This is a genomic window from Sphingopyxis sp. 550B (assembly GCF_057401805.1).
Map to the genome: position 1 here is coordinate 2,833,912 of NZ_CM171610.1, position 23,959 is coordinate 2,857,870.

Below are 23,959 nucleotides of genomic sequence, written 5' to 3' on the forward strand. Positions count from 1 at the left end.
TCTCCATCGAGGGAAGAGGAAGCCGCGGTGACGGGTGCGCTCACCATAATTCAACCAAATAAATAGACAATAGCTTTTGGACGGGGCGAGGGCCTTTTGCGACCAGCGGTGACGCGCTCAGCGCGCCGCCGGTTCGAACTGCGGCTTGAAGGTGCGCGCGTGGCGCAGTTCGGGGAACAGCCAGGCCCAGATCGCGGTGACGCCGATCGCCGCCGCGCCGCCGACGACGACCGCGCCGATCGGGCCGAGCACTGCGGCCATCGCGCCCGCGCGCATCTCTCCAAGCTCGTTCGACGCCGAAATGGCGAGGCCCGACACGGCGCTCACGCGGCCGCGCATATGGTCGGGGGTGTTGAGCTGGATCAGCGTGCCGCGCACGAAGACCGAGAACATGTCCGCCGCGCCCATAACGATCAGCAGCAGCATCGAGAGCGCGAAGTTTTTCGAGACACCGAACGCCACGGTGCCGGCGCCGAACACCGCGACCGCCCACAGCATCTTGACCCCGACGTTGCGCTCGATCGGCCGGATCGCGAGCCCCAGCGCGACGATCGCCGCCCCGATCGCGGGCGCGGCGCGCAGGAAGCCCAGCCCCTCCGACCCGGCGTGCAGGATGTCGCGGGCATAGACGGGCAGCATCGCGGTGGCGCCTGACAGGATCACCGCGAACAGGTCGAGGGTGATCGTGCCGAGCAGGAAGCGCTCCTTCCAGGTGAATTGCAGCCCGTCGACCATCTCGCGCAGCGGGTGGCCGCGCACCTCGGCGGGCGGCGGCAGCACGGGGCGCACCCGGCCGAGGGTGAGCGCCGACAGCGCGAGCAGCACCGCCGCGAAGACATAGACCGAGGCCGGATGCGCGGCATAGATCAGCCCGCCCGCGGCGGGGCCGACGACCGCGGCCGACTGCCAGGCGATACTGCTCATCGCGATGGCGCGCGGCAGCACCTCGATGGGGACGATATTGGGCGCGATCGCCGACATCGCCGGGCCGGAGAAGACGCGCGCCACGCCGTGCAGCGCGGCGAGCGCGAACAGCAGCGGCAGCGTCAGCCCTCCGGTCCAGGTGAACCAGCCGAGCGTCGCGGCGATGCCGATGTCGATCAGGTTGGAAAAGATCGCGACGCTGCGCCGCTCGAACCGGTCGGCCGCCCAGCCCGCGACCGGGGTCAGAATCGCCAGCGGCACGAACTGCACCAGTCCCAGCAGGCCGAGCTGGAACGACGCCTCGCGGATCGACATGCCGTAATCGGTGCGCGCGGTATCGTAGAGCTGATAGCCGATGACCACCACCATCGCCATCGTCGCCATCACCGCGGTGAAGCGCGCGAACCAGTAATATCGGTAATCGGCATAGCGCAGCGGGGAAGGGGCTTTGGCCGCGGCATCCCCCGGCAGCACGGGCTCTTCGTCGGGCGGTGGTGGGATGGTGGCCATGGTCCCGCTCCTAGCCCGGCAATCCCGGCTGTCCAGAGGCGCGATGCTGTCGTTCGTCGATTATCGGGTGCCACGCGCGGGGGCGGATGCCAGAAGAGGCGCCATCGGAAAACAGGGAGATACCCGCATGAAACCCAGATTTGCCCACCTCGGCGGGGCCGCGATGGCGGCCGCGCTCCTCGTCCTGACCGCCTGCAACGCGTCGGGCGACGCATCGGGCGGCGCATCGGGCGACGGGGCCGCCTCGACGCAGCAGGCGAAGAACTGGACCGAGTTCCGCGACAATTTCCTCGCCGGCTATTTCCCGCTCAATCCGAACTTCGCGGTCTATCAGGGCAAGCATGAATATGACGGGCAACTGCCCGACTGGTCGCCCGAAGGCATCCAGAAGCAGATCGCCTATCTCGAAAAGACGATCGCCGACGCCAGGGCGTTCGACGCGCAGATGACCGATGCCGAGAAATTCGAGCGCGACTATCTGGTCCATGTGGCCGAGGGGCAACTCTTCTTCCTGAAGGACGCGGACTTCCCGCACCGGAACCCGGCCTTCTACGTCGGCTCGCTCGACCCCAACGTCTATGTCTCGCGCCCCTATGCCGACGCTGCGACGCGGATGAAGGCGTTCATCGCCTATGCGCAGAAGGTCCCGGCCGCCGCGGAGCAGATCAAGGCGAACCTGACGCTTCCGCTGCCCGCGACCTTCGTCAAGTTCGGCACGGCGGGCTTCGGCGGCTTTGCCGACTATTATACCGGCGACGCCAAGAAGGCCTTTGCAGAGGTCAAGGACCCCGAACTCCAGAAGCAGTTCGACGACGCGGCGGCAAAGGCGGCGGCGGCGATGAAGGACCTTGCGGCCTATGTCGGCTCGAAGCCCGGCACCGCCGACGGCTGGGCGCTGGGGCCTGACCGGTTCGCGAAGATGCTGCTCGCCAACGAGGGGGTCGACACGCCGCTCGACGAACTCGAACGCATCGGCCAGGCCGACCTCAAGCGCAACCAGGACGCGCTCAAGGCCGCCTGCGCGACCTATGCCGCGGGCATGACGATCGCCGACTGCATGAAGAAGATGAACGCGGACAAGCCCGCCGACGGTCCGGTCGCCGAGGCGCGGCGGCAACTGCCCGCCCTGCGCGCCTTCCTCGTCGAAAAGGACCTCGTCACGATCCCCGGCACCGAACAGGCGCAGGTCGAGGAATCGCCGCCCTATAACCGGCAGAACAGCGCCTATATCGACATCCCCGGGCCGTATGAGAAAGGCCTGCCGTCGGTCTATTACATCTCGCCGCCCGACCCCGCGTGGGACAAGCAGACGCAGATGGATTTCGTGCCGGGCCGCAAGGACCTGATGTTCACCTCGGTCCACGAGGTGTGGCCGGGCCATTTCCTCAACTTCCTCCACTCGAACCGCGCCGAGAGCATCTTCGGCAAGTTGTTCGTCGGCTATGCCTTCGCCGAGGGCTGGGCGCACTATACCGAGGAGATGATGTGGGATGCCGGGCTGGGGGACGGCGACCCCGAAACGCATATCGGCCAGCTTTCGAACGCGCTGCTGCGCGATTGCCGCTATCTTTCGGCGATCGGCCTGCACACCAAGGGCATGACCGTCGCCGACTCCGAAAAGCTGTTCAAGGAACAATGCTGGCAGGATGAGGGCAACGCCCGGCAACAGGCGGCGCGCGGCACCTATGACCCGCTCTACCTCAACTACACGATGGGCAAGCTGATGATCCGCAAGCTGCGCGAGGACTGGACAGCCAAGAACGGGGGGGCGGGCGACCGGACCAAATGGAAGGCCTTCCACGACCAGTTCCTGTCCTACGGCGGCCCCCCGATCCCGATGGTGCGTCAGGCGATGATGAAGGAAGACGCGCCGAAGGCGGTGTTCTAGAAAATTGTGCGTTAAATCTGCATCACCCTTTCTGCCGTTCGTGCTGAGCTTGTCGAAGCACTGTCCTTCTTCTTGCGGCGCCAGAAGAAAGAACGGCCCCCTTCGACTGCCTTGCAGGCGCTCAGGACAGGCTTCGACAAGCTCAGAGCTTGCCCCCGCGAAAGCGGGGGGCAAACGGTTCAGATTTAATGCTCGATGCTCTAAGCCTGCGGGGCTTGTGGTGGAAATTGGTGTCCCCGCGAAGGCGGGGACCCAGAGCGTGACGGAAGAGGCACGCCGATACGCTCTGGCCCCCCGCCTTCGCGGGAGCACCCGGCTTTCAGGGCATAGGCTGCACGCTGAACCCTGCCGTCAGCAGGATGGCGCCTCCAGCCGTGCGACGAAGAAACCGTCGAGACCGCCGCGGTCAGCGAGCATCGTCGGTAGCGTGCGGACGAAGCCCGACGCGTCGGGTTCGACGCCCGCCGGCAGTTCGTCGGCCGTCGCGGGCAGGACGACCCACCCCGGATGCTCGTCCAGAAAGGCGGCGATCCGCTCTTCGCCCTCGGCGCGTTCGAGCGAGCAGGTAGCATAGACGAGCCGCCCGCCGGGCCTGACCCACGCCGCGGCGCGGTCGAGCAGGTCGGCTTGCAGCGCCGCCATTTCGGTGATCTGCGCCGCCTCGACGCGGTGGAGCACGTCGGGGTGGCGCCGGAAGATGCCGGTCGCCGAGCAGGGGGCGTCGAGCAGCACCGCATCGGCGGGCTCGTCGGGTTGCCAGCGCCGGATGTCGCCCTGCACCACCTCGGCCTGCAAATTCGTCTTCGTCCGCGCGAGATTGGCCCGCAGCCGTTCGAGCCGCTTCGCGCTGGCATCGACCGCCACGACCTGCCACCCGGCGGCGGCGAATTGCATCGTCTTGCCGCCCGGCGCGGCGCACAGGTCGAGCACGCTTCGCCCTTCGCCGCGGCCGAGCAGGCGCGCCGGGATCGACGCCGCCAGATCCTGTACCCACCAGCCGCCTTCGCGATAGCCGGCGATCTCCTCGATCGCGCCGCCGCGCGGCAGGCGGCGATGCAGCGGCGCCAGCGCCAACGCCTCGGGCAGCGGTTCGGGCGGCTCGGCGGCGAAGCTCAGGTCGACGGGCGGTGGCGCGCTCCACGCGGCGGCGGCCGCCGCGACCATGTCCGTCCCCCATTGCTCGGCCCAGCGCGCGGCGGTGGCGGCGGGCAGGGCGGCATGGTCGGGCAGTTCCCATGCCTCTTTCTGCGCGCGCGACAGCAGCGCGTGGACCAGCCGCCGGGGCCCGCCCGCGACGAGCGGCAGCGCCGTCGCCACCACCGCATGGGCGGGGCTGCGCAGCACGAGCAACTGGGCCAGCGCGATCCGCAGCACCGCGCGCGCCTTGACGTCCTCGGGCAGCGGCTGTTCGGTGGCTCCGTCGATCAGCGTGTCGATGGCGGTCAGCCAGCGCAGCGCTTCCGACACGATCGCGATCGCAAAGGCGCGGTCGGGCGGCGTCAGGCCCTGTGTCGCGGCATGGGCGGCAAGATCGAGCGGCTCGCCGCGTCGCAGCACGGCGTCGAGCAGCCGCAGGGCCGCGCGGCGCGGCGCGGTGCCCGGCGGATCGCCCGCATCGGCACGGCCCCGCCTGCGATTGCGGGCATCAGCCACGGCGCGCTCCTTCCGTGCCATCGCGCTTGGCGGCGGCGCCAAGGCGGCCTATGGGATCGGCATGACCGATAGAGCGAAACAGGACATCATCGGCGGGACGCCGCGCGCGACCCGGCGTCCGGCCCATGTCAAGGCGCCGGCAGGCTGGACCGCCACGCCGGTTCCGGCCTCCGCGGCCGCCGCACCCGCCCCGGCGGAAAGCCAGCCGGGCGGCCGCGACCCGGTGCGCTATGGCGACTGGGAATATAAAGGACTGGCGATCGACTTCTGACGCGGGGGGAGCGGTGCCTGTCAAAAGGGATTCATCCGCGCGTTGACCCCCGACCGGTCGACGAACTGGTGCTTGAGCGCCGCCAGCACATGGACGATCACCAGCGCCAGCATCGTCAGGCCCAGCATTTCGTGCCGTTCGTGCATCGTGTCGGCGAGCGCCTTGCCCGGCGCGGCGATCGGGGGAAGGGTGAACAGGCCGAAGAAATCGATCGGCCGATCCGCCGCCGACATCCAGACCCAGCCCGACAGCGGCAACAGGATCAGCAGCGCATAGAAAAGGAAATGGACGATCCGGCTGAGCGGGCGCTGCCATGCCGGAACGCTTGCCGGAAGCGGCGGCGGCCGGTGTCCGAGCCGCCACGCGATCCGGATCAGGGTCAGCGCCAGCACCGTGACGCCCAGCGCCTTGTGGATCGCCATCGCTTCGCGGTGGGTTTCGCGCGGCAGGCCCTCGGTCAGCATCGCAAGGCCGATGTTGACGATGACCGCGGCGCCGATCAGCCAATGAAGCCAGATGGCCACCTTCGTGTAACGCGGGCTCGCGGTGGTTCCCGCCGTCGCGTCGGTGGCCATGGCTCGTTCTCCCTCAGGCGGTCGTCGGGGCGACCGTCACCGCCGGCATCTTGCCGGCCTTCACCTGTTCCGCAAAGATCTCGCGCATCAGCTGCAGCGAGAAGAGATGCGCGAAGATCAGCGCGAGGATGCCGTTCTGCATCATCTTGCGCAGCACATCGCCGCGCAGTTCGCGCAGCTTCGTTTCGTCGACCATCTTGAAGCCGCGATAGACGAAGGGCTGTTCATAGCCGTCGCCCTGGATGCTGACTTCGCCGTCCATCAGCAGGTCCGCCTTCTGCAGTTCCTCGACGAACTGGCCGGTGCGCTGGCCCGCTTCCTCGAAATTCTTGCAGAATTCGAGGATATTGTTGACCGCGTCCGACGGCTTGCCGTCGACGAACAGCACATCGCCCTCGTCGAACTTGCCGATCGCGCCCGAGGTCGGATCGAAGCAGAGCGAAAGCTCGTCGGTGTCGGGGCGCAGGCGGGCGAGCATGAAGGGATAACGGCGGATATAGGCCGGGACATAGACCGGATTGATCAGCTTGCCCTCTTCGCTGACGAAGGTGTTGATGCCCTCGTTGAGGCCCATCAGCGCGAGCGGAACCGGATTGTCGCCGGCCGAGAAGACGATCGGATAGTGGCGCGACGCGGAAACGAACTCGTCGGAGGTCAGCGGCACGGCGTGCTGGTTGATCAGGAAATCGGCGCTGTCGAGCGGGCGCGCATGGAAATCGGCGTGGTCGACGCTCGAAAGCGGCACCAGATCCTTGTAGAAGAGGGGCAGATTGGAAGCGGTCGGCGCCGTGGCCATCATGATTCTCCGAAACAGGTTTCCGCGTGGCGGAAGAAAGCGGTTTTCGCGCCTTATTGGGCCGCGCCGCGCCGCGCAAGAGGCCGATTGCCGCCGACGCGCGGTTTATGCGTCAGACGAGCTTGCCCGGGTTGAGGATGCCGAGCGGGTCGAGTCCCGCCTTGACCCCGCGCAGCGCCGCGAGCCGCGCCGGACTGTCGATTTCCGCCAGCATGGCGCGCTTCGCCTGCCCGATGCCGTGTTCGGCGGAGATCGAGCCGCCCAGTTCGACGACGTGGCGATAGACGAGCCGGCTGGCCGCCTCGCCATGTTCGGCGATCCATGCCTTGCCGTCGCAGCCAGCCGGCGGCTGGACATGGTGATGGACATTGCCGTCGCCGAGGTGGCCGAACGACAGCGCGCGCGCGCCGGGAAAGGCGGTGGACAGGCGCGCCGGATTGTCGGCGATGAAGGTCGGCATCAGGTCGACCGGCACGCTGATGTCGTGCTGGAGCGCGGGCCCCTCGGCGCGCTCCGCCTCCGAGATCGAATCGCGCAGGCGCCAGAAATCCTCGCTCTCGCGCTCGTTCTTGGCGATCGCGACATCGCGGACGAGCCCTTCGTCCAATGCCGGCGCCAGTTCGGCGAGCAGCGCCGCGTCGAGCGCTTCGGCATCGTCGCCCGCGAGTTCGATCAGCGCATACCAGGGGCAGGGCGCGGCGAGTGGCGCGCGCGTCTGCGGAATATGGCGCAGCACCGCGTCGAGGCACGTGTGCGGGACGATCTCGAACCCTTCGAGGGCGTCGCCCAGCGCCGCGTCGAGCCGCCGCAGCAGGACGAGTGCCTGGTCGGGCGATTCGAGCCCGATCCACGCGGTGGCGCGCGCGGCCGCGACGGGAACGAGGCGCAGGCAGGCCGCCGTCACGATTCCCAGCGTGCCCTCGGCGCCGCACAGCAGGTGGCGCAGGTCGTAACCGCGGTTGTCCTTCTTCAGCGGCGCCAGACCGTCGAGGATGCTACCGTCGGGCAGCACCGCCTCGATTCCCGCGACCAGCGCGCGCATCGTGCCGTGGCGCAGCACCTGCGTGCCGCCGGCGTTGGTCGAGACGAGCCCTCCGATCGTCGCCGACCCCTTGCCGCCGAGGGTCAGCGGAAAGCGCAGCCCGTGGGCGAGCACGGCATTGTGGAAATTCTCGAGCACCACGCCGGCCTCGACGACCGCCAGCCGTGCCGCCGCGTCGATGGCGCGGATGCGGTCGAGCCGCCGGGTGCTGAGCAGCAGCTGCGTGCCGGTCGCGTCGGGAGTTGCGCCGCCGACCATGCCGCTGTTGCCGCCTTGCGGCACGATCGCGGCACCGGCCTCGCCGCACAGCCGCACCGCCGCCGCCACCTCTTCGGTCGTGGCGGGCGACAGCATCGCCGCCGCGGCGCCGTGATATTTGCCGCGCCAGTCGGTCAGCCACGGCGCGAGAACCTCGGGATCGGTCATGAAGCCCTTGGGGCCCAGCAGCGCGGCAAGATCGGCAAGAAGCGAGGGAGAGGGTGGGCGTGTCATCGGGTCCCGGTCCGGCTTGCTGCCGCGCCTGCCCGCGCACGATTCCGCCTCGGGGCTCGACAGCAATTCATTTGATGTTCAATCATGGCGGTTAAAGGTGCAATGAACGATCGGCGGGGCGCCGTCCAGCTTGGGGGTGCGGGAGGCACTGGTGAAAAGCATTATGGGTCAGCACGGGGCAGGAGCGGTCGCAAGGCCGTGCTGACGTCCGCTGCCCTGCTGATGGCCGCCGCGGCGCCGGTGGCCAATGCCGCCAACGCCCCCACGGCCGCGCCGCCCGAGCCGCTGGTGTCGCTGGTGCCGCCGCCCGCCGAACCGCCCGCCGCGCCCTATTGGCAGGTGGTGATCGAGCAGGAACTGATCATCCGCGTGCCCGCGCGCCGCAGCCCGATCAACAATTTCGCCGCAGGCCCGATGCCGCAGCGATCGCCCCGCCCGACGACGATCGTGTGGAAAGAAAAGAAGGCGCCGAAATGCATTCCGATGCGGAATATCATGGGAATGCAGGCGGTCCAGCGTGACAGCATCGACCTGATTACGCGCCAGAACCAGCTCTTGCGCGCCCAGCTCAACCGCGGCTGCCGGGCGCTCGATTTCTATGCCGGCTTCTACATGCAGGGGAACAAGGACGGAAAGCTCTGCGAGGATCGCGACCAGATCCACGCCCGGACCGGCGCCAAGTGCGAGATCGACAAATTCCGGCTGCTCGTGCCCGTCCCGCGCGAGGAGGATTGATCGCGCCCGTCCCGCCGCATGGCTTTTTAACGGCATTCCTTGACTTTTACCGGCCTTTTGCCCAATGGCCGCGGCAGCGACGGCTGGCGTGGGACGCCGCGCTCGAACCTATCCGGACAGTTGACCTTTATGAAATTTGCCGACCTCGGCCTCTCCGATGAACTTTTGCGCGCTGTCACCGAAGCGGGCTATGACGAACCGACACCGATTCAGGCGGGAGCGATCCCGTCGGTCCTGATGATGCGCGACATGATCGGCATCGCCCAGACGGGGACCGGCAAGACCGCCTCTTTCGTGCTGCCGATGATCGACATCCTCGCGCAGGGCCGTGCCCGCGCGCTGATGCCGCGCTCGCTGATCCTCGAACCGACGCGCGAGCTTGCCGCGCAGGTGGCCGAGAATTTCGAGAATTACGGCCGGTATCACAAGCTTTCGATGGCGCTGCTGATCGGCGGCGTGCAGATGGGCGATCAGATCAAGGCGCTCGAAAAGGGCGTCGACGTGCTGATCGCGACGCCGGGCCGCCTGATGGACCTGTTCGAGCGCGGCAAGATCCTGCTCACCGGCTGCAACATGCTCGTTATCGACGAGGCGGACCGGATGCTCGACATGGGCTTCATCCCCGACATCGAGAATATCTGCACCAAGCTGCCGACGAATCGCCAGACCCTGCTCTTCTCCGCGACGATGCCGCCGCCGATCAAGAAGCTTGCCGACAAATTCCTGTCGAATCCCAAGACGATCGAGGTGGCGCGGCCCGCGAGCACCAACGTGAACATCGCCCAGTTCCTCGTCAAGACCAGCGAGCGCGCCAAGCGCGAGACGCTGCGCGACCTGATCGAGGAAGAGGGCGTCGCCACCGCGATCATCTTCTGCAACCGCAAGACGACGGTGCGCGAACTCGCCAAGTCGCTGAAGCGGCACCGCTATCGCGCGGGCGAGATTCACGGCGACATGGATCAGTCGAGCCGCATCGCCGAACTCGACCGCTTCAAGAACGGCGACATCAACATCCTCGTCGCGTCGGACGTCGCGGCGCGCGGGCTCGACGTCAAGGGCGTCAGCCACGTCTTCAACTTCGATGCGCCCTGGCATCCCGACGATTATGTCCACCGCATCGGCCGCACCGGCCGCGCCGGGGCGAAAGGCCGCGCCTTCACGCTGGTGACGCCGTCGGACGACGAGGCGATCGACAATATCCAGAAGCTGACCGGCTCGAAGATCGCGATCCTCGGACGCACCGAGAGCGCAGGCGAGCCCAAGGAAGAGGCGCGACCCGCGCGCGACGGCAAAAGACGTGAAGAGGGGCGCCGTGAAGAAGGGCGCCGCGAAGAGGAGCGCAAACCCCGGGCGAAGCGCAGCGAAGCGAAACCTAGGAGCGGCGACGGCCATGCCGCGAAGAAGGACGCAGGCCGCAAGCCCGCTCCCGCGGCGACTCGCCGCGACGACGATGGTCCCGACGATGGCTGGAACGGCCCGATGCCGGACTTTCTCTCGGTCGGCTTCGGCACCTGACGGTCAGAGGCGGACGAGCATCTTTCCGATATTGGCGCCGGCGAAGAGGCCGAGGAAGGCTTCGGGTGCCGACTCGATGCCGTCGCGCACGGTCTCGCGCATCGTCACCGCGCCGCTCGCGATCAGGTTGCCCATGTCGGCATAGAATTCCTCCATGCAATCGAAGAACTGGTCGGTATAGATGAAGCCTTCCATGCGGATGCGCGCGGGGATGGCGCGGATCAGATATTTCATCTCCTGCGGATGCCCGTCGTTATAGACGTCGATCATCCCGCAGATGGCGAAGCGGGCGAAATCGTTCGCGGTCGCGAAAGCGGCGTCGAGATGGTCGCCGCCGACATTGTCGAAATAGACGTCGATCCCCGGCTTGCCGAGCGATTCGAGCGCCCCCGCCAGCCCGTCCAGCACCTGCCCCGCCTTGTAATCGACGGCGGCATCGGCGCCGAGTTCGCGGACCCAGGCGCATTTCTCCGCGCCGCCCGCGGCGCCGATCACCGTCATTTCGCGCGCCTTGGCGATCTGCACCACCGCCGATCCCACCGCGCCCGCCGCTGCGGACACGAAAACGGTATCGCCGGCCTTCGCCGCCGCGACGCGCAGCAGGCCGATCCACGCGGTGCCGCCGGTCAGGCCCATGTTGTGCAGGAAGGTCTGCGGCGCCATCCCCGCCGCCAGCGCCTCGGCAGGCAGCTTGAACGGCGCCATGTCGAGGCCGATGACGCCGCCGTCGCGCCAGCCGCCCATGTGCAGGATCAGGTCGCCGGGCGCGAAGCCCTCCATCCGGCTTTCGACGACCTCGCCGATCGCGCCGCCGGTCATCGGCTGGTCGATCTGGAAGCTCGCGGTATAGCTTTTCGCGTCGTTCATCCGCCCACGCATATAGGGGTCGACCGACAGCCACAGGTTGCGGACGCGCAGCTGATTCTCCTGCAAGGGATCGTCGGGCAGGTCGCGCAATGCGAAATGTTCCATCGTCGGCAAAGCGGAGGGGCGGCGGGTCAGATGCCATGCCTTGGCCATTCGATATCTCCCCAATTTTCGCGTTTCGCGAAAGATCGTCAGAAAAGCCGTTGCCAGTGTCAAGCAGGCTCGTTAAGAGCCGCCCGGTCGCGGGGCCGTAGCTCAGATGGGAGAGCGCTGCAATCGCACTGCAGAGGTCAGGGGTTCGATTCCCCTCGGCTCCACCAGCGACCCTTTTCCCTTATCCGTGGTCGGATTCGTCATAGGCGGCGATCGCCGTGAAGATTCGCGCGAGCTGTTCGCGCTCGTCGGCATCGATATCGGGCCGCCAGACCTCGAACAGCAGCACCGTGCGGTCGCTCGTGCCGCGATTCCACGCCTCATGCTCGAAACTGTCGTCGAAGATCAGCAGTTCGCCTTCGCGCCATGCGCGCGTTTCGGCGCCGACCCGAATCGCGCAATCTTCCGGCACGATCAGCGGCAGGTGGCAGATCAGCCGTGTGTTGAGCAGCCCGTGATGCGGCTGGATATGCGTGCCGGGGGTGAGGCGGGAGAAGAGGGCGATCGGCGCGCGTTCCGGAATGACCGGTTGCGGCGCCGCTTCGAGCGCCGCCAGCGTCCGCGGGCACAGCAGGTCCATGCCGTCGACGATCCGGCCGCTCTGCCACAGCCAGGCCGCGCCCCAGTCGGGTTTGTCGAGCAGCGGATTGTTCGGCGGCGGTCGGTCGGGATGCGCGGTCACATAGGGCGCGAAGCGGTCGCCGGCATCGGCGATGAGCGCTTCCAGCTCGCCGCGAATCGCCGCCGTTTCGGCCTCGATCGCAGGCACCCAGTCGAATTCCTCGCGATCGAAGAAGGCCCGCTGCGCCAGGCCGGGAAAATAGAACATCGCTGGTTGCTGGAGGTAGAGCGCATGCTCGCCCGTCAGCAGGCGCAGCGCTTCGGCGACCCGCGGCGGCGCGCTGGCGGCCGAAATTCCTGCATCGCGCAACTCGGTCGCCAGATGTGCCGCAAGCATCTTCTCGCTTTCGGCGATGAATTCCTGGCCGCGGATCAGGCCGGCGTGCAGCGAGGACGGCACGTTGGGCATGATCGCCGCCGTGCTCAGCGCCAGCCGGTAGAAACTGCATGCGGCACGCGAGTCGTCGCGCCGCCGCTTGGCCTCCGCCATGGCGAGCAGCGCCAGGATATTGCCCCGGTCGGCGCGGATCGCGCCTTCGAGCACCGCCATCTCGCCGGCATCGTCGCCGCGCTGAAACGCCGCGCGCGCCTGTCCCATCCAGTCCCCACCCTGCGTCATGACCCCGGCATAGCGCGGCGCGGCGTGTTTGCAACAAGGCTGGTGGAGCGATCGCGGGCGCCGCGCGTCGCGTCGGAGAATGCCGGTCGTTCGATCGGTATCGGGGCTTTCCTGCATTATCCGGCCGTGCCAGCCCGATTCTCCGGCTCTTTTGCCCGTTCGCCCGCATGTGTTCGGCTGCCGGCGCTCTCCTCAGAGCGGGATGACATCGACTGGAACCGTCATTGCGAGCGGCGAAGCCGCGCGGCAATCCAGAGTGGCGGTAACGGCCCTGGATTGCTTCGCTTCGCTCGCAATGACGAAGTGTCGATCCAATACATGAAGGACGGAACGTCCCCCATCGTCCCGCCCACGCCCTCAGGCGGCGCGGACGAAGCCGTCGAGGACCCGCTTGGTGCCCGCCTGCTCGAATTCGACCTCCAGCTTGTTGCCGTCAACGTCGATGATCCGACCGTAACCGAATTTCTCGTGAAACACGCGCATGCCGATCGCCAGGTCGGCGCGCGGCTTCGCGCCGACCGAGGCGGCGGGGGCGCCTTCGCTCGGCGCAGGGGCCCGGGTGATGGTCGAGGACGCGGCCAGCGCGCGCTGCCATGCCGGGCCGCGGGTCGCCGTGCGTGCCGGGCTCTGCGTCGCGACATGCGCGAACGGGTCGCCTTGCGCCGACCAGTTGGCGCGCCAAAGCGACGCGCCGCCGCCGAAGCTGTTCTTGCTGTCGACGAACTCGGGCGGAATCTCCGCGATGAAGCGGCTCGGAATGCTGCTCATCCACTGGCCGTAGATGCGGCGGTTGGCGGCGTGATAGATGCTCGCGCGCTGCCGGGCGCGGGTGATCGCGACATAGGCGAGGCGGCGCTCCTCCTCCAGGCTCGCGGTGCCGCCCTCGTCCATCGCGCGCTGCGACGGAAAGACGCCGTCTTCCCATCCGGCGAGGAAGACATGATCGAATTCGAGGCCTTTCGCGGCGTGGATCGTCATGATGGTGACGGTCTCCGTCTGGTCGTCGTTGTCGCGGTCCATGACGAGGCTGACATGCTCGAGGAAGGCTTCAAGCGAATCATATTCCTCCATCGCGCGGACGAGTTCGGAGAGGTTCTCGAGGCGCCCCGCCGCTTCGGCGCTGCGGTCGGCCTGAAGCATCGCGGTGTAGCCCGATTCGTCGAGGATCAGCTGGGTCAGCTCGGGGTGCGGCAGGTCGTTCGCCTTCGCCTGCCAGCTGCGCATCATCGCGACGAAGTTCGCGAGCTGGCGGCGCGCCTGCGGGGTCAGCTCGTCGGTCTCGGTGATCCGCGCCGCGGCATGGAACAGCGGCGTGCGCTCGATCCGGGCGAACTGGTGGATGCGCGACACCGCCTTGTCGCCGAGCCCGCGCTTCGGCACGTTGACGATCCGTTCGAAGGCCAGGTCGTCGGCGCTCGACTGGACGAGGCGCAGATAGGCGAGCGCGTCGCGAATCTCCGCGCGTTCGTAGAAGCGGTAGCCGCCGACGATGCGGTAGGGGAGGCCGATGGCGATGAAGCGATCCTCGAACTCGCGGGTCTGGAACTGCGCGCGGACGAGGATGGCGGCGCGGTCGAGGCTGGTGCCGCGGCGCTGGAGGTCTTCGAGCTCCTCGCCGATCCGCCGCGCTTCCTCGGGGCCGTCCCAGACGCCGACCACCCGGACCTTGTCGCCCGCGTCGAGATCGGTCCACAGCGTCTTGCCGAGCCGCCCCGAATTCTGGGCGATCAGCGCCGAGGCGGCGGCAAGGATCTGCGGGGTCGAGCGGTAATTCTGTTCGAGGCGGATCACGGTCGCGCCGGGGAAATCCTTTTCGAAACGCAGGATGTTCGCCACCTCGGCGCCGCGCCACGAATAGATCGACTGGTCGTCGTCGCCGACGCAGCAGATGTTCTTGCGCGCCTGCGCGAGAAGGCGGAGCCAGAGATACTGGCTGGCGTTGGTGTCCTGATATTCGTCGACGAGGATATATTTGAAGCGCTGCTGATACTGTTCGAGCACGTCGCGGTGCGTCTTCAATATCACCAGCATGTGGAGCAGCAGGTCGCCGAAATCGCAGGCGTTCAGCGTCTTGAGCCGCGCCTGATAAAGGGCATAGAAATGCTGCCCCTTGCCATCGGCATAGGCTTCGCGGTCCGCGGCGTCGAGGTCGGGCGGGGTCAGGCCGCGGTTCTTCCACTTGTCGATCAGCCCCGCGAGCTGGCGCGCCGGCCAGCGCTTCTCGTCGAGCCCTTCGGTCTGGATGAGCTGCTTGAGAACGCGAAGCTGGTCGTCGGTGTCGAGGATGGTGAAATTGCTCTGCAGTCCCACCAGTTCGGCGTGACGGCGCAGCATCTTCGCCGCGATGCTGTGAAAGGTGCCGAGCCACGGCATCCCCTCGACCGCGTCGCCGATCATCCGGCCGATGCGCTCGCGCATCTCGCGCGCCGCCTTGTTGGTGAAGGTGACGGCCAGGATTTCGGACGGCCACGCGCGCCGCGTCGCGATGATGTGCGCCAGCCGCGCCGTCAGCGCCGCCGTCTTGCCGGTGCCTGCCCCTGCGAGCATCAGCACCGGGCCTTCGGTGGTCAGCACCGCCTGCCGCTGCGGGCCGTTCAGCCCCTGCAGATAGGGCGGGTCCGATGGGTGCGGCGGGGGAAGATCGGGCGGGGAGGCTGGGCGGCTGTTCACGCGCGAACGATTAGGGAACGGCGCCGATGCTGTCCAGTGCAAGGCGGCGGGACGCGGCGGCGCTGCGCGGCGGACGGTCTTTGGTCTTGCGCCGGAGCGCATGATCCGTTCAAAGCGACCCGCCATCACGAAGGGAAGGGGCGCCGCCCGTGGATCTGACACCCTATCGCGCGCAGGCGCGCATCCTGACCGCGAGCCTCGTCGGGACCGCGGTCGAATTCTACGATTTCTACATCTACGGCACCGCCGCGGCGCTGGTGTTCGGGCCGCTGTTCTTTCCATCCGAATCACCCTCGGCGCAGTTGATGCTGAGCTTCATGAGCTTCGGGCTCGCTTTCCTGGCGCGGCCCGTCGGGGCGATCGTCTTCGGCCATTACGGCGACCGCATCGGCCGCAAGTCGACGCTCGTCGCCTCGCTGATGCTGATGGGCGCCTCGACGCTGCTGATCGCGTTCCTGCCGACCTATGCGATGGTCGGCTGGGTCGCGCCGCTGCTGCTGTGCATCCTGCGTTTCGGGCAGGGGTTCGGGCTCGGCGGCGAGTGGGGCGGGGCGGCGCTGCTGGCGGTCGAGAATGCGCCGCCGGGCTGGCGTGCGCGCTTCGGCATGTTTCCGCAGCTCGGCGCGCCGGTCGGCTTCATCGCCGCCAACGGCCTGTTCCTGCTGCTCGGCCTGTGGCTCAGCGATGCGGAGTTCGCGGCGTGGGGCTGGCGCATCCCCTTTCTCGTCTCGGCGGTGCTCGTCGGGCTCGGGCTCTGGGTGCGGCTCAAGATCGGTGAGACGCCGGCCTTCGCCGACGCACTGGAAAGGCAGGCGCCCGTCGCGGTGCCGCTGGGCGAGCTGTTCCGCCGCCACCTCGTCCCGACGCTCGCGGGCACTTTCGCGGTCGTCGCCTGCTTCGCGATCTTCTATCTCGCGACCAGCTTCGCGCTGGCCCACGGGACGACGGCGCTCGGCTATCCGAAGGAGCAGTTCCTGCTGATCCAGCTCGGCGCGATCCTCTTCATGGCGGTGGGGATCGTCTATGCCGGCTACCCGAGCGACGCGGTCAGCGCGCAGCGGGTGCTGACCTGGGGGTGCGGCGCGACGATCCTGATCGGGCTGCTGTTCGGGCCGTCGCTGGCGTCGCAATCGTGGCCGCTCATCTTCCTCGGGCTCGCGGCATCGCTGTTCGTCATGGGGCTGGTCTATGGCCCGCTCGGCAGCTGGCTGACCGCGCTGTTCCCCGTCGAGGTGCGCTACACCGGCGCGTCCGTCGCCTTCAACGTCGGCGGCATATTGGGCGGCGCGCTGGCGCCGATCATCGCGCAGGCGCTCGGCGACTGGGGCGGGACGCAGGTCGTCGGCCTCTATCTGGCGCTGGCCGGGGTCGTCAGCTGGATCGGGCTGCTGATGGTGCGCCGGCAGGGCGCCGCCGCCGGCTGAACGATGGTCAGGCGCGGCGCAGCAGGGTCAGCTTCGCCTTGCCGACGCGGCGCTCCGCCTCGATTCCGAAGCCGGGGACATCGACCGCTTCCCGGTCGGCGGTCTCGATCGAAACCCAGCTGTCGGGGCCGGCCCAGCCGAGGCGGGCCAGCTTGTCGAGCGCGACGCTGCCGGCGCCGGTGCCATAGGGCGCGTCGAACAGCAGCAGGTCGCAGGCGCGCGGCGCGGGACCGAGGGAAAGGACCGATCCGGCGCGAATCTCGGCGCGCTGCCCCGCACCCAGTGTCGCGAGGTTTTTCCGCAGCGCGTCGAGCGCGTCCCTGTCCTGCTCGCCGAACAGGCAGTGCGCGGCGCCGCGCGACAGCGCCTCGATGCCGAGCGCGCCCGAACCCGCGAACAGGTCGGCGACGTGCAGCCCCTCGAAACTGCCGAGGCGGCTCGCGAGCATCGAGAACAGCGTCTCGCGCGTGCGGTCCGCAGTCGGCCGCGTCGCGTCGTTCCGGGGCGCGAGCAGCTTGCGGCCGCGCCACTCGCCGGCGATCACCCGCATCCTCAGCCCATCCGCCGGCGAAACTGGAACAGCGCGTCGCGCGGCACGATCTCGACCGCCCCGCTGTCGAGCCCGTCGAGGGAGAAGGCGCCGTAGCGCGTCCGGATCAGCCGGCTGACCTGCAAGCTCAGATGTTCGAGCACGCGGCGCACCTCGCGGTTCTTGCCCTCGGTCAGCGTCAGTTCGATCCACTGGTTGCGCCCGGTGCGGCGTTCGAGGTTGGCGTCGATCTTTCCATAGCGGATGCCGTCGATGGTGATGCCGAGCGCCAGTTCCTCGAGCTGCGCCTGGCTGATCTCGCCAAAGGCGCGCGCGCGATAGCTGCGTTCGACCCCGCTCGAGGGCAGTTCGAGCTGGCGCTTGAATTCGCCGTCGTTGGTCAGCAGCAGCAGCCCCTCGGTGTTATAGTCGAGCCGCCCCACCGGCATCAGCCGCGGCAGGCCTTTGGGCAGGATGTCGTAGATCGTCTTGCGGCCCTTGGGGTCGCGCGCGGCGGTGAGGCAGCCCGCCGGCTTGTGGAAGCGATAGAGGCGTGTCGAGACCGGCTTCGCGACCGGATTGCCGTCGACCGTCAGGCCTTCGAGCGAGGAGAGCAGCGGCGCGGGCTGCGCGATCGCCTGGCCGTTCAGCGCGATGCGGCCTTCCTCGATCATCCGCTCGACGTCGCGGCGCGAGCCGACTCCGGCGCGGGCGAGCAGCTTGGCGATCCGTTGCGGCCCCTCTTCCTCGCGTTCGGCGGTGGCAGGGGGGCGGGGTTGCGCGGAACGCGCGGCGCGGCGGCCGCGCGGTGCGGCGGGCTGAGGGGCGGAGCGGGGCGGTCGGCGTGTCGTCATCGGAACGCAAGCGGCTTTCATGGCGTTGAGGGGGGAAGGAAACTGTGGCCTTGTGGTCACGCTCATAGCCGGAAACGCATCGCTTCGTCGATGGCATGCCGAAGCGATATTGCAGGACGGGCGAGAGCGCGCCATGGCGCCATCGAAGGGAGTTTTCATGCTCTTTGCGTCCCGCCCGTCGTGCATCAAGCGCCTGCTGATCGTCGAAGACGATCCGCTGATCGCGTTCGACAACGAACGGACGCTGAAACACGCGGGCTACGACGTCGTCGCGACGGTCGATTCGGGCGAGGCTGCGGTGCAGGTGCTGGCGATCGACCGGGTCGACGCGCTCGTCCTCGATCTGAATCTCGCGGGCCACATGACGGGGCGCGAGGTCGCCCGGATTGCGCGCGATCGCGGCATTGCGGTGCTGCTCGTCACCGGCCTGCCGCCCGAGGATGCCGCCGAGATCGCGCTCGCCTGCCTCGCCAAGCCGCACGCCGCCGCCGCGCTGATCGGCGCGCTGCGCGCGATCGAGACGATGATCTGCCAGAAGAAGAAGCCGCGCAAGATCAGCGGGCTTCAGACCTATTGGCGGCCCGAGGCAGCCTGAGGCGACCGGCCGCCGCCACGATCCGTCGGACCGCCAAATCACCGCTTCCAATTTGGCGCCAAGGCTTTAGGCCTCTGGCTTGAAGCGAGAGATGCCGCCGCGTCGGCATGTGAGGGAGGGCGCGCGATGCAACTCGGTCTGGATAGCCTGGTATTGGTCGCAGTGCTGTTGGCCGTTGTCGGCCTCGCTTATCTCGTTCCGAGTTTTGCGCCTTACCGCAAGCCGATGCCGATCGTCGCCTTTTTGCTGGGTATTTCGAGCGGTTTTCCTTTGACACTGCTGTTGGGTACAATGGCATTCTGGTTGTCGAAGGTCGGAATCGAAAAATCGACGATCGGCTTCGCAATCGGCCTGACCACGCCCTACACGTTGAAATTCCTTTGGGCCCCTTTGGTCGATAAATTGCCCATCCCGGTCCTGACCCGCCTTTTTGGACAGCGGCGAAGCTGGCTGTTCCTGATTCAGATGCTGTTGGTCGTCGCGATCTGGCAATTGGGGGCGAGTAATCCGACCAACGACAATCTGGCGCCGTTCGCGATCTGGGCGATCATCGTCGCTTTTCTGTCGGCCACACAGGACATTGTCATCGACGCCTATCGTATCGAGATTTTGAGCGATGCCGAGTTGCCCCACGGCACGGCAATGAACCAGTTCGGCTATCGCACCGGCAATCTGATCGCCGGGGTCGGCACGATCGCGCTGGCTTCTCCCGAAGGATTTGGGCTGGGTTGGGCAGCGGCTTACGCCTTTACCGGGCTTGCGGTGCTGCCTGCCGTGGTCGGCGCTCTCCTGGCTGGCCCCGGGAGGTTCCATCCATCACAGGCGCGCGGGGGCGAGCAAGGTTTTGGTGCATGGCTCAACGAAACGGTCATCAGCCCCTTTCGCGAATTTCTGGGGCGTCATGGCGCGGTCCTGATCCTGCTTTTCGTGCTCATCTACAAGGTCGGCGATGCGATGGGGCAGGGGATGCTCAATCCGATGATCGTCGAACTGGGGTTCACCGACACCGAGTTCGTTGCGATCAACAAGGGCGTCGGCTTTGTGGCGCTGATCATCGGGTCGGCTTGCGGTGCTCCCTTCATCGCGTGGCTGGGCATGGGGCGGGCACTCCTGATCTCGGGCCTGATGATGATGTTCAGCAATCTGTTGTTCGCCCTGCTGGCCTCCGTCGGTCATTCGCCACTGATGCTGGCTATAGCGGTGGGGACCGAGAATTTTACGAGCGGGATCGGGCTCACGGTGTTCGTGACTTATCTCTCCGGTCTGTCGAGCCTGGCCTATACTGCGACGCAATTCGCTCTGCTGTCGTCGTTCGCAGCCGTCGGGCGGACGTGGCTCGCTGCGCCTGGCGGCTATGTGGCCGAGACGCTGGGCTGGGTTGGCTTCTGGCTGTTCACCGTCGTCATCGCCGCGCCCGGAATGCTCCTGCTGTGGTTGCTGTGGAAGCGTGGCTTCGTCGTCCAGACGGTCCGCCAGCCGAGCACCGAGGATGACGGCCCCGAAATCGCTTCCGCCGAAGCTATTCCGGCAGTTCCCCGTTCGCCCTGAGCACTTCGCCCGCGAGATAGAGCGAGCCGGCGATCAGCACGATATCGCGCGCCGGATCGACCGTCAGCGCGCGCAAGGCGGCTTCGACGTCCGTGGCGTATCGCGCTTCGGATCCGAAAGCCGCCGCATCATGATGCTCGTGCCCCGGCACCGGCACGACGGTCAGCGAGGCGAGGCGGTCGCGCAGCGGGTCGAGGATCGCCTCGGGATGCTTGTTGGCGAGCATGCCGGCGATCAGATGGATGCGGCGCGGTTCGCTGGCGAAATGCCGCGCAAGCTGGAGGCCGGCATCGCCATTGTGCGCACCGTCGAGCCAGACCTCGGTCGCCGGCGGCAGCAGCCCGGTCAGCGGCCCCGTCCCCAGTCGTTGCAGGCGCGCGGGCCAGAAGGCGCCGGCGACGCCGCGCGCGATGGTGCCCGCGTCGGGCTTCGGCCCCGGCGCGATATGGAGCATCGCGATCGCCAGCCCCGCATTGCGCATCTGATGCAGCCCGGCCATGCCCGGACGCAGCACCCCGGCCAATGTCCCGTCCATCGACGTCCAGCGGAAGGCGTCGCCGACGGGCTCGACCGACCAGGATTCGCCCTCCGCGAAGGGAACGACACCGGCCTCCTCGGCGCGGCGCGCGATGACGCGCTGTACCGCGCGCGGATAGGCGAGCGTCGCGAGCGCGCTGCCCGGCTTGACGATCCCGGCCTTTTCCCACGCGATCCGCTCGGCGGGGACGGACGGCGTTCCGGCTTCGGGGGCGAGCAGGAAGGCTTCGTGATCGATGCCCAGCGAGGCGATGCCGCACACCGCGGGCGGCGGGATGATGTTGGTCGCGTCGAGGCGTCCGCCGAGCCCGACCTCGAGGATGCAATCGTCGGCGGGATGGCGCGCAAAGGCGAGGAAGGCGACCGCGGTGGTGACCTCGAAGAAGCTCGCCTCCAGGTCGGCGGCTTCGTCCAGCACCTCCTCAAGCAGCATCGCGAGCAGCCTGTCGTCGATCAGTGTGCCGTCGATGCGGAGCCGCTCGTTGAAGCGGACGAGGTGCGGGCTGGTGTAGGCGTGGACGCGGCGGCCGCTCGCCTCCAGGATCGCGCGCAGATAGGCGCAGGTCGACCCCTTGCCGTTGGTCCCGGCGACGTGGAAGGTGCGCGGCAGGTGCTCGTGCGGGTTGCCGAGACGGCGACACAGTTCGGTAATGCGCTCCAGCCCGAGGATGTCGCGTCCCGGCGACAGCGCGGCGAGGCGGTCGAGCTGCGTCTGGACAGCGGGGTCGGCGGAATGGGCGTGGTCGGGCATTATACGGCTTTGTCATTCCCGCGGACGCGGGAATCCATGGTCGATACTATCGGTTGAGACCGAACCACAGATCGCGCCAATCGGGGTTCTGCGTCTCGATCAGTTGGATTTTCCACGCGCGATTCCATTTCTTGAGCCGCTTTTCGCGTTGTATCGCATCGCGGATGTCCTGAAATTCTTCATAATGGACGAGATGCTTCACCCGATATTTTGGGGAGAAGCCGGTCAATTGCCCCTCGCGATGTTCGTAGGTCCGCCGGATAATGTCGTTGGTCACGCCAATATAGATCGTGCCGTTCTTTTGGCTGGCCATGATATAAACGTAATACAGTCACGACACCTCGGATCATGGATTCCCGCGTTCGCGGGAATGACAAGGTGAGGAGGATGCCTGGGATCAGGCCGCCTTTTCGGGCGCCAGATAGGCGATCAGGCGGCCGAGCGTCGCGGGCAGCTCCTTGCGGTGCACGACCATGTCGATCATTCCATGTTCGAGCAGATATTCGGCGCGCTGGAATCCTTCGGGCAGTTTTTCGCGGATCGTATTCTCGATCACGCGTTGCCCCGCGAAGCCGATCAGCGCGTTGGGCTCGCTGATCTGCACGTCGCCGAGCATGGCATAGCTGGCGGTGACGCCGCCCGTCGTCGGGTCGGTGAGAAGGACGATATAGGGCAGCCCGGCGCGGCGCAGGCGGGCGAGCGCGACGGTGGCGCGCGGCATCTGCATCAGCGACAGCGTGCCCTCCTGCATTCGTGCGCCGCCCGCCGCGGTAATCGCGACATAGGGACAGCCGCGCCGGATCGCCTGTTCGACCCCGGCGACGAAGGCCTCGCCGACCGCGACGCCCATCGATCCGCCCATGAAGGCGAAATCCTGCACGCCGATCACCACCGGGCGGCCGTCGATGCGGCCGAAACCGTTCTGATAGGCATCGCGGTCACCGGTCTGCGCGCGCGCCGCCTTGATGCGGTCGACATATTTCTTGGTGTCGCGAAACTTGAGCGGGTCTTCGGGCGCGGCGGGGGCGGGCAGAACCTCGTACAGGCCGCCGTCGAAAAGCTGCGCGAAGCGTTCCTTGGCACCGATGCGGTCGTGATGGTCGCAGCGCGGACAGACGTTCAGATTGTCTTCCCACTCCTTGACGAAGACCATCTGCTGGCACTGGCGGCACTTGTGCCACAGATTGTCCGCCGTATCGCGCTTCGCGGCGAAGGGCAGGGCGTTGCGGACGCGTTCGAGCCAGCTCATGCGGCATTCTCCTTCGCGCCGTGAATAGCATCGGCGAGGGTGCGGGCGAAAGCCTCGACATGCGGAGGGGCGGCATCGCCGTGCGCGGCGATGATCTCGACCAGCGCCGATCCGACGACGACCCCGTCGGCGACCTTGGCGATCTGCGCGGCCTGTTCGGGGGTGCGGACGCCGAAACCGACCGCGACGGGCAGGTCGGTGGCGGCTTTCAAGCGAGCGACGGCATCCTCGATGCTCGCCTGCGCGGCCTGCTGGAGCCCGGTGATTCCCGCGACCGAGACATAATAGAGGAACCCACCCGCACCGTTCAGCACGTCGGGCAGGCGCGCCGCGTCGGTAGTCGGCGTGGCGAGGCGGATCGGGGCAACCCCCGCGGCGCGCAGCGCGGGCCCCAGTTCCGCGTCCTCCTCCGACGGGATATCGACGCAGATGACGCCATCGACGCCCGCTTTCGCGCATTCGGCGGCGAACCATTCGGGCCCGCGGATCGTCATCGGGTTGGCATAGCCCATCAGGACGAGCGGCACTTGCGGATGGCGCGAGCGAAAGGCGGCCGCGATGGCGAAGATGTCGGCGGTGGTCGTGCCCTTGCCGAGCGCGCGCAGATTGGCGGCCTGGATCGCGGGACCGTCGGCCATCGGATCGGTGAACGGCATGCCGAGTTCGATCACGTCGGCGCCCCCCGCGACCAGCGCGTCGAGATTGGCGGCGGTATCGCCATCGCCCGCGGTGATGAAGGTGACGAGCGCGGAGCCTTTGGAAAAGGCCGAAGCGAAGCGAGTCATAGAGCCCTCTCCCCTTCAGGGGAGAGGGTTGGGAGAGGGGGAGTCAAGAACGACGCAAGCTGCTCCAGAACCCCATCCATATTCGTCAACACGTCGCGGTTGGTAAATCTGATCACTCGATAACCCTGTTCTTCGAAATAAGCCGTCCTGGCCCGGTCATATGCCTCCCGACCTGCATGCGTGTCGCCGTCGATCTCTATCACCAGCATCGGCTCTCTGGACGAGAAATCGGCGATATACGGACCAATGACCTTTTGTCTGCGGAATTTGATTCCTTGAAAACGTGCCGCACGCAGTTCGAGCCACAAGCGGGTTTCGGGCTCGGTCTGTTCGCGGCGCATCTGCTTGGCGAACTC

At 67.4% G+C, this 23,959-nt stretch carries 22 protein-coding genes and 1 tRNA gene; 8 read left to right on the forward strand and 15 right to left on the reverse strand.

The genetic code is table 11. The features are described 5' to 3' along the window. Positions 1-117: 117 nt before the first annotated feature. Positions 118-1,434: an MFS transporter gene (locus AC2S9W_RS13300; RefSeq protein WP_486571010.1), complete on the reverse strand. Its 1,317-nt coding sequence runs from the start codon at positions 1,432-1,434 to the stop codon at positions 118-120. 127 nt (positions 1,435-1,561) lie between these two features. Here AC2S9W_RS13300 and AC2S9W_RS13305 point away from each other — a divergent pair, with 127 nt between their 5' ends. Beyond that, positions 1,562-3,322, forward strand: a complete 1,761-nt coding sequence (locus AC2S9W_RS13305) for a DUF885 domain-containing protein (RefSeq protein ID WP_234002639.1) — start codon at positions 1,562-1,564, stop codon at positions 3,320-3,322. Between the two features lie 351 nt (positions 3,323-3,673). Here the strand turns inward: AC2S9W_RS13305 and AC2S9W_RS13310 are convergent, their stop codons facing one another. Then, a complete protein-coding gene (locus AC2S9W_RS13310; protein WP_234002640.1) occupies positions 3,674-4,975 on the reverse strand; it encodes an RsmB/NOP family class I SAM-dependent RNA methyltransferase in 1,302 nt (433 codons plus the stop codon). Positions 4,976-5,036: 61 nt separating this feature from the next. Here AC2S9W_RS13310 and AC2S9W_RS13315 point away from each other — a divergent pair, with 61 nt between their 5' ends. Further along, positions 5,037-5,246 carry a DUF1674 domain-containing protein gene (locus tag AC2S9W_RS13315; RefSeq protein WP_076075478.1) on the forward strand — a complete coding sequence of 70 codons (210 nt, stop codon included), beginning with the start codon at positions 5,037-5,039 and terminating at the stop codon, positions 5,244-5,246. Positions 5,247-5,266: 20 nt separating this feature from the next. Here AC2S9W_RS13315 and AC2S9W_RS13320 read toward each other — a convergent pair whose 3' ends face one another. The 3 genes from AC2S9W_RS13320 to AC2S9W_RS13330 form a co-directional block, all read right to left on the reverse strand. Next, the gene (locus tag AC2S9W_RS13320; protein ID WP_067113015.1) at positions 5,267-5,821 is read right to left on the reverse strand and encodes a cytochrome b; all 555 of its coding nucleotides are present in this window, start codon (positions 5,819-5,821) and stop codon (positions 5,267-5,269) included. Positions 5,822-5,834: 13 nt separating this feature from the next. Continuing rightward, positions 5,835-6,617 carry a SapC family protein gene (locus AC2S9W_RS13325; RefSeq protein ID WP_486571011.1) on the reverse strand — a complete coding sequence of 261 codons (783 nt, stop codon included), beginning with the start codon at positions 6,615-6,617 and terminating at the stop codon, positions 5,835-5,837. 112 nt (positions 6,618-6,729) lie between these two features. Then, positions 6,730-8,151, reverse strand: a complete 1,422-nt coding sequence (locus AC2S9W_RS13330) for an FAD-binding oxidoreductase (protein WP_076077851.1) — start codon at positions 8,149-8,151, stop codon at positions 6,730-6,732. A 198-nt stretch (positions 8,152-8,349) separates the two neighbouring features. Between AC2S9W_RS13330 and AC2S9W_RS13335 the strand changes: the two genes are divergently transcribed. Both AC2S9W_RS13335 and AC2S9W_RS13340 read left to right on the forward strand, forming a co-directional pair. Beyond that, positions 8,350-8,886, forward strand: coding sequence for a hypothetical protein (locus tag AC2S9W_RS13335; RefSeq protein ID WP_104959641.1), 537 nt, complete (start codon positions 8,350-8,352; stop codon positions 8,884-8,886). Positions 8,887-9,015: 129 nt separating this feature from the next. Next, positions 9,016-10,401 (forward strand): DEAD/DEAH box helicase, encoded by a 1,386-nt coding sequence (locus AC2S9W_RS13340; RefSeq protein ID WP_104959642.1) that lies wholly within the window; start codon positions 9,016-9,018, stop codon positions 10,399-10,401. 3 nt (positions 10,402-10,404) lie between these two features. On the opposite strand, the gene AC2S9W_RS13345 is transcribed toward AC2S9W_RS13340, so the two are convergent. Further along, complete coding sequence (locus AC2S9W_RS13345) at positions 10,405-11,421, reverse strand: NADP-dependent oxidoreductase (protein ID WP_104959643.1); 1,017 nt, start codon at positions 11,419-11,421, stop codon at positions 10,405-10,407. A 91-nt stretch (positions 11,422-11,512) separates the two neighbouring features. Between AC2S9W_RS13345 and AC2S9W_RS13350 the strand changes: the two genes are divergently transcribed. After that, positions 11,513-11,588: transfer RNA gene (locus tag AC2S9W_RS13350), tRNA-Ala, on the forward strand. A gap of 14 nt (positions 11,589-11,602) precedes the next feature. On the opposite strand, the gene AC2S9W_RS13355 is transcribed toward AC2S9W_RS13350, so the two are convergent. Together AC2S9W_RS13355 and AC2S9W_RS13360 are read right to left on the reverse strand one after the other, a co-directional pair. Continuing rightward, entirely contained in the window at positions 11,603-12,661 is a 1,059-nt protein-coding gene (locus AC2S9W_RS13355; protein WP_486571012.1) for an aspartyl/asparaginyl beta-hydroxylase domain-containing protein, read from the reverse strand. A gap of 357 nt (positions 12,662-13,018) precedes the next feature. After that, entirely contained in the window at positions 13,019-15,331 is a 2,313-nt protein-coding gene (locus tag AC2S9W_RS13360; protein WP_104959644.1) for an ATP-dependent helicase, read from the reverse strand. A 155-nt stretch (positions 15,332-15,486) separates the two neighbouring features. Here AC2S9W_RS13360 and AC2S9W_RS13365 point away from each other — a divergent pair, with 155 nt between their 5' ends. Next, on the forward strand, positions 15,487-16,755 hold the full coding sequence (locus AC2S9W_RS13365; protein ID WP_486572086.1) for an MFS transporter: 1,269 nt from the start codon (positions 15,487-15,489) through the stop codon (positions 16,753-16,755). A 7-nt stretch (positions 16,756-16,762) separates the two neighbouring features. Here the strand turns inward: AC2S9W_RS13365 and rsmD are convergent, their stop codons facing one another. After that, complete coding sequence (gene rsmD, locus AC2S9W_RS13370; protein WP_067109005.1) at positions 16,763-17,305, reverse strand: 16S rRNA (guanine(966)-N(2))-methyltransferase RsmD; 543 nt, start codon at positions 17,303-17,305, stop codon at positions 16,763-16,765. Between the two features lie 2 nt (positions 17,306-17,307). Then, positions 17,308-18,138 carry a pseudouridine synthase gene (locus AC2S9W_RS13375; RefSeq protein WP_067109001.1) on the reverse strand — a complete coding sequence of 277 codons (831 nt, stop codon included), beginning with the start codon at positions 18,136-18,138 and terminating at the stop codon, positions 17,308-17,310. Positions 18,139-18,295: 157 nt separating this feature from the next. Here AC2S9W_RS13375 and AC2S9W_RS13380 point away from each other — a divergent pair, with 157 nt between their 5' ends. Together AC2S9W_RS13380 and AC2S9W_RS13385 are read left to right on the forward strand one after the other, a co-directional pair. After that, on the forward strand, positions 18,296-18,733 hold the full coding sequence (locus tag AC2S9W_RS13380; protein ID WP_076075464.1) for a response regulator: 438 nt from the start codon (positions 18,296-18,298) through the stop codon (positions 18,731-18,733). A 126-nt stretch (positions 18,734-18,859) separates the two neighbouring features. Further along, the gene (locus tag AC2S9W_RS13385; protein WP_104959645.1) at positions 18,860-20,281 is read left to right on the forward strand and encodes an AmpG family muropeptide MFS transporter; all 1,422 of its coding nucleotides are present in this window, start codon (positions 18,860-18,862) and stop codon (positions 20,279-20,281) included. Here AC2S9W_RS13385 and AC2S9W_RS13390 read toward each other — a convergent pair. From AC2S9W_RS13390 to AC2S9W_RS13410, 5 genes are all read right to left on the reverse strand, one after another. Then, on the reverse strand, positions 20,253-21,569 hold the full coding sequence (locus AC2S9W_RS13390) for a bifunctional folylpolyglutamate synthase/dihydrofolate synthase (protein ID WP_104959646.1): 1,317 nt from the start codon (positions 21,567-21,569) through the stop codon (positions 20,253-20,255). The genes AC2S9W_RS13385 and AC2S9W_RS13390 overlap by 29 nt on opposite strands. Before the next feature lie 46 nt (positions 21,570-21,615). After that, positions 21,616-21,900, reverse strand: a complete 285-nt coding sequence (locus tag AC2S9W_RS13395) for a GIY-YIG nuclease family protein (protein WP_076075447.1) — start codon at positions 21,898-21,900, stop codon at positions 21,616-21,618. Positions 21,901-21,966: 66 nt separating this feature from the next. After that, the gene (gene accD / locus AC2S9W_RS13400) at positions 21,967-22,818 is read right to left on the reverse strand and encodes an acetyl-CoA carboxylase, carboxyltransferase subunit beta (RefSeq protein WP_067108995.1); all 852 of its coding nucleotides are present in this window, start codon (positions 22,816-22,818) and stop codon (positions 21,967-21,969) included. Continuing rightward, positions 22,815-23,603, reverse strand: a complete 789-nt coding sequence (gene trpA, locus AC2S9W_RS13405) for a tryptophan synthase subunit alpha (protein WP_076075444.1) — start codon at positions 23,601-23,603, stop codon at positions 22,815-22,817. Before trpA ends, accD begins: the two co-directional genes overlap by 4 nt. Further along, positions 23,600-23,944 carry an endonuclease domain-containing protein gene (locus AC2S9W_RS13410; protein WP_243469518.1) on the reverse strand — a complete coding sequence of 115 codons (345 nt, stop codon included), beginning with the start codon at positions 23,942-23,944 and terminating at the stop codon, positions 23,600-23,602. The genes trpA and AC2S9W_RS13410 overlap by 4 nt, the downstream gene beginning before the upstream one ends. Between the last annotated feature and the right edge of the window lie 15 nt (positions 23,945-23,959).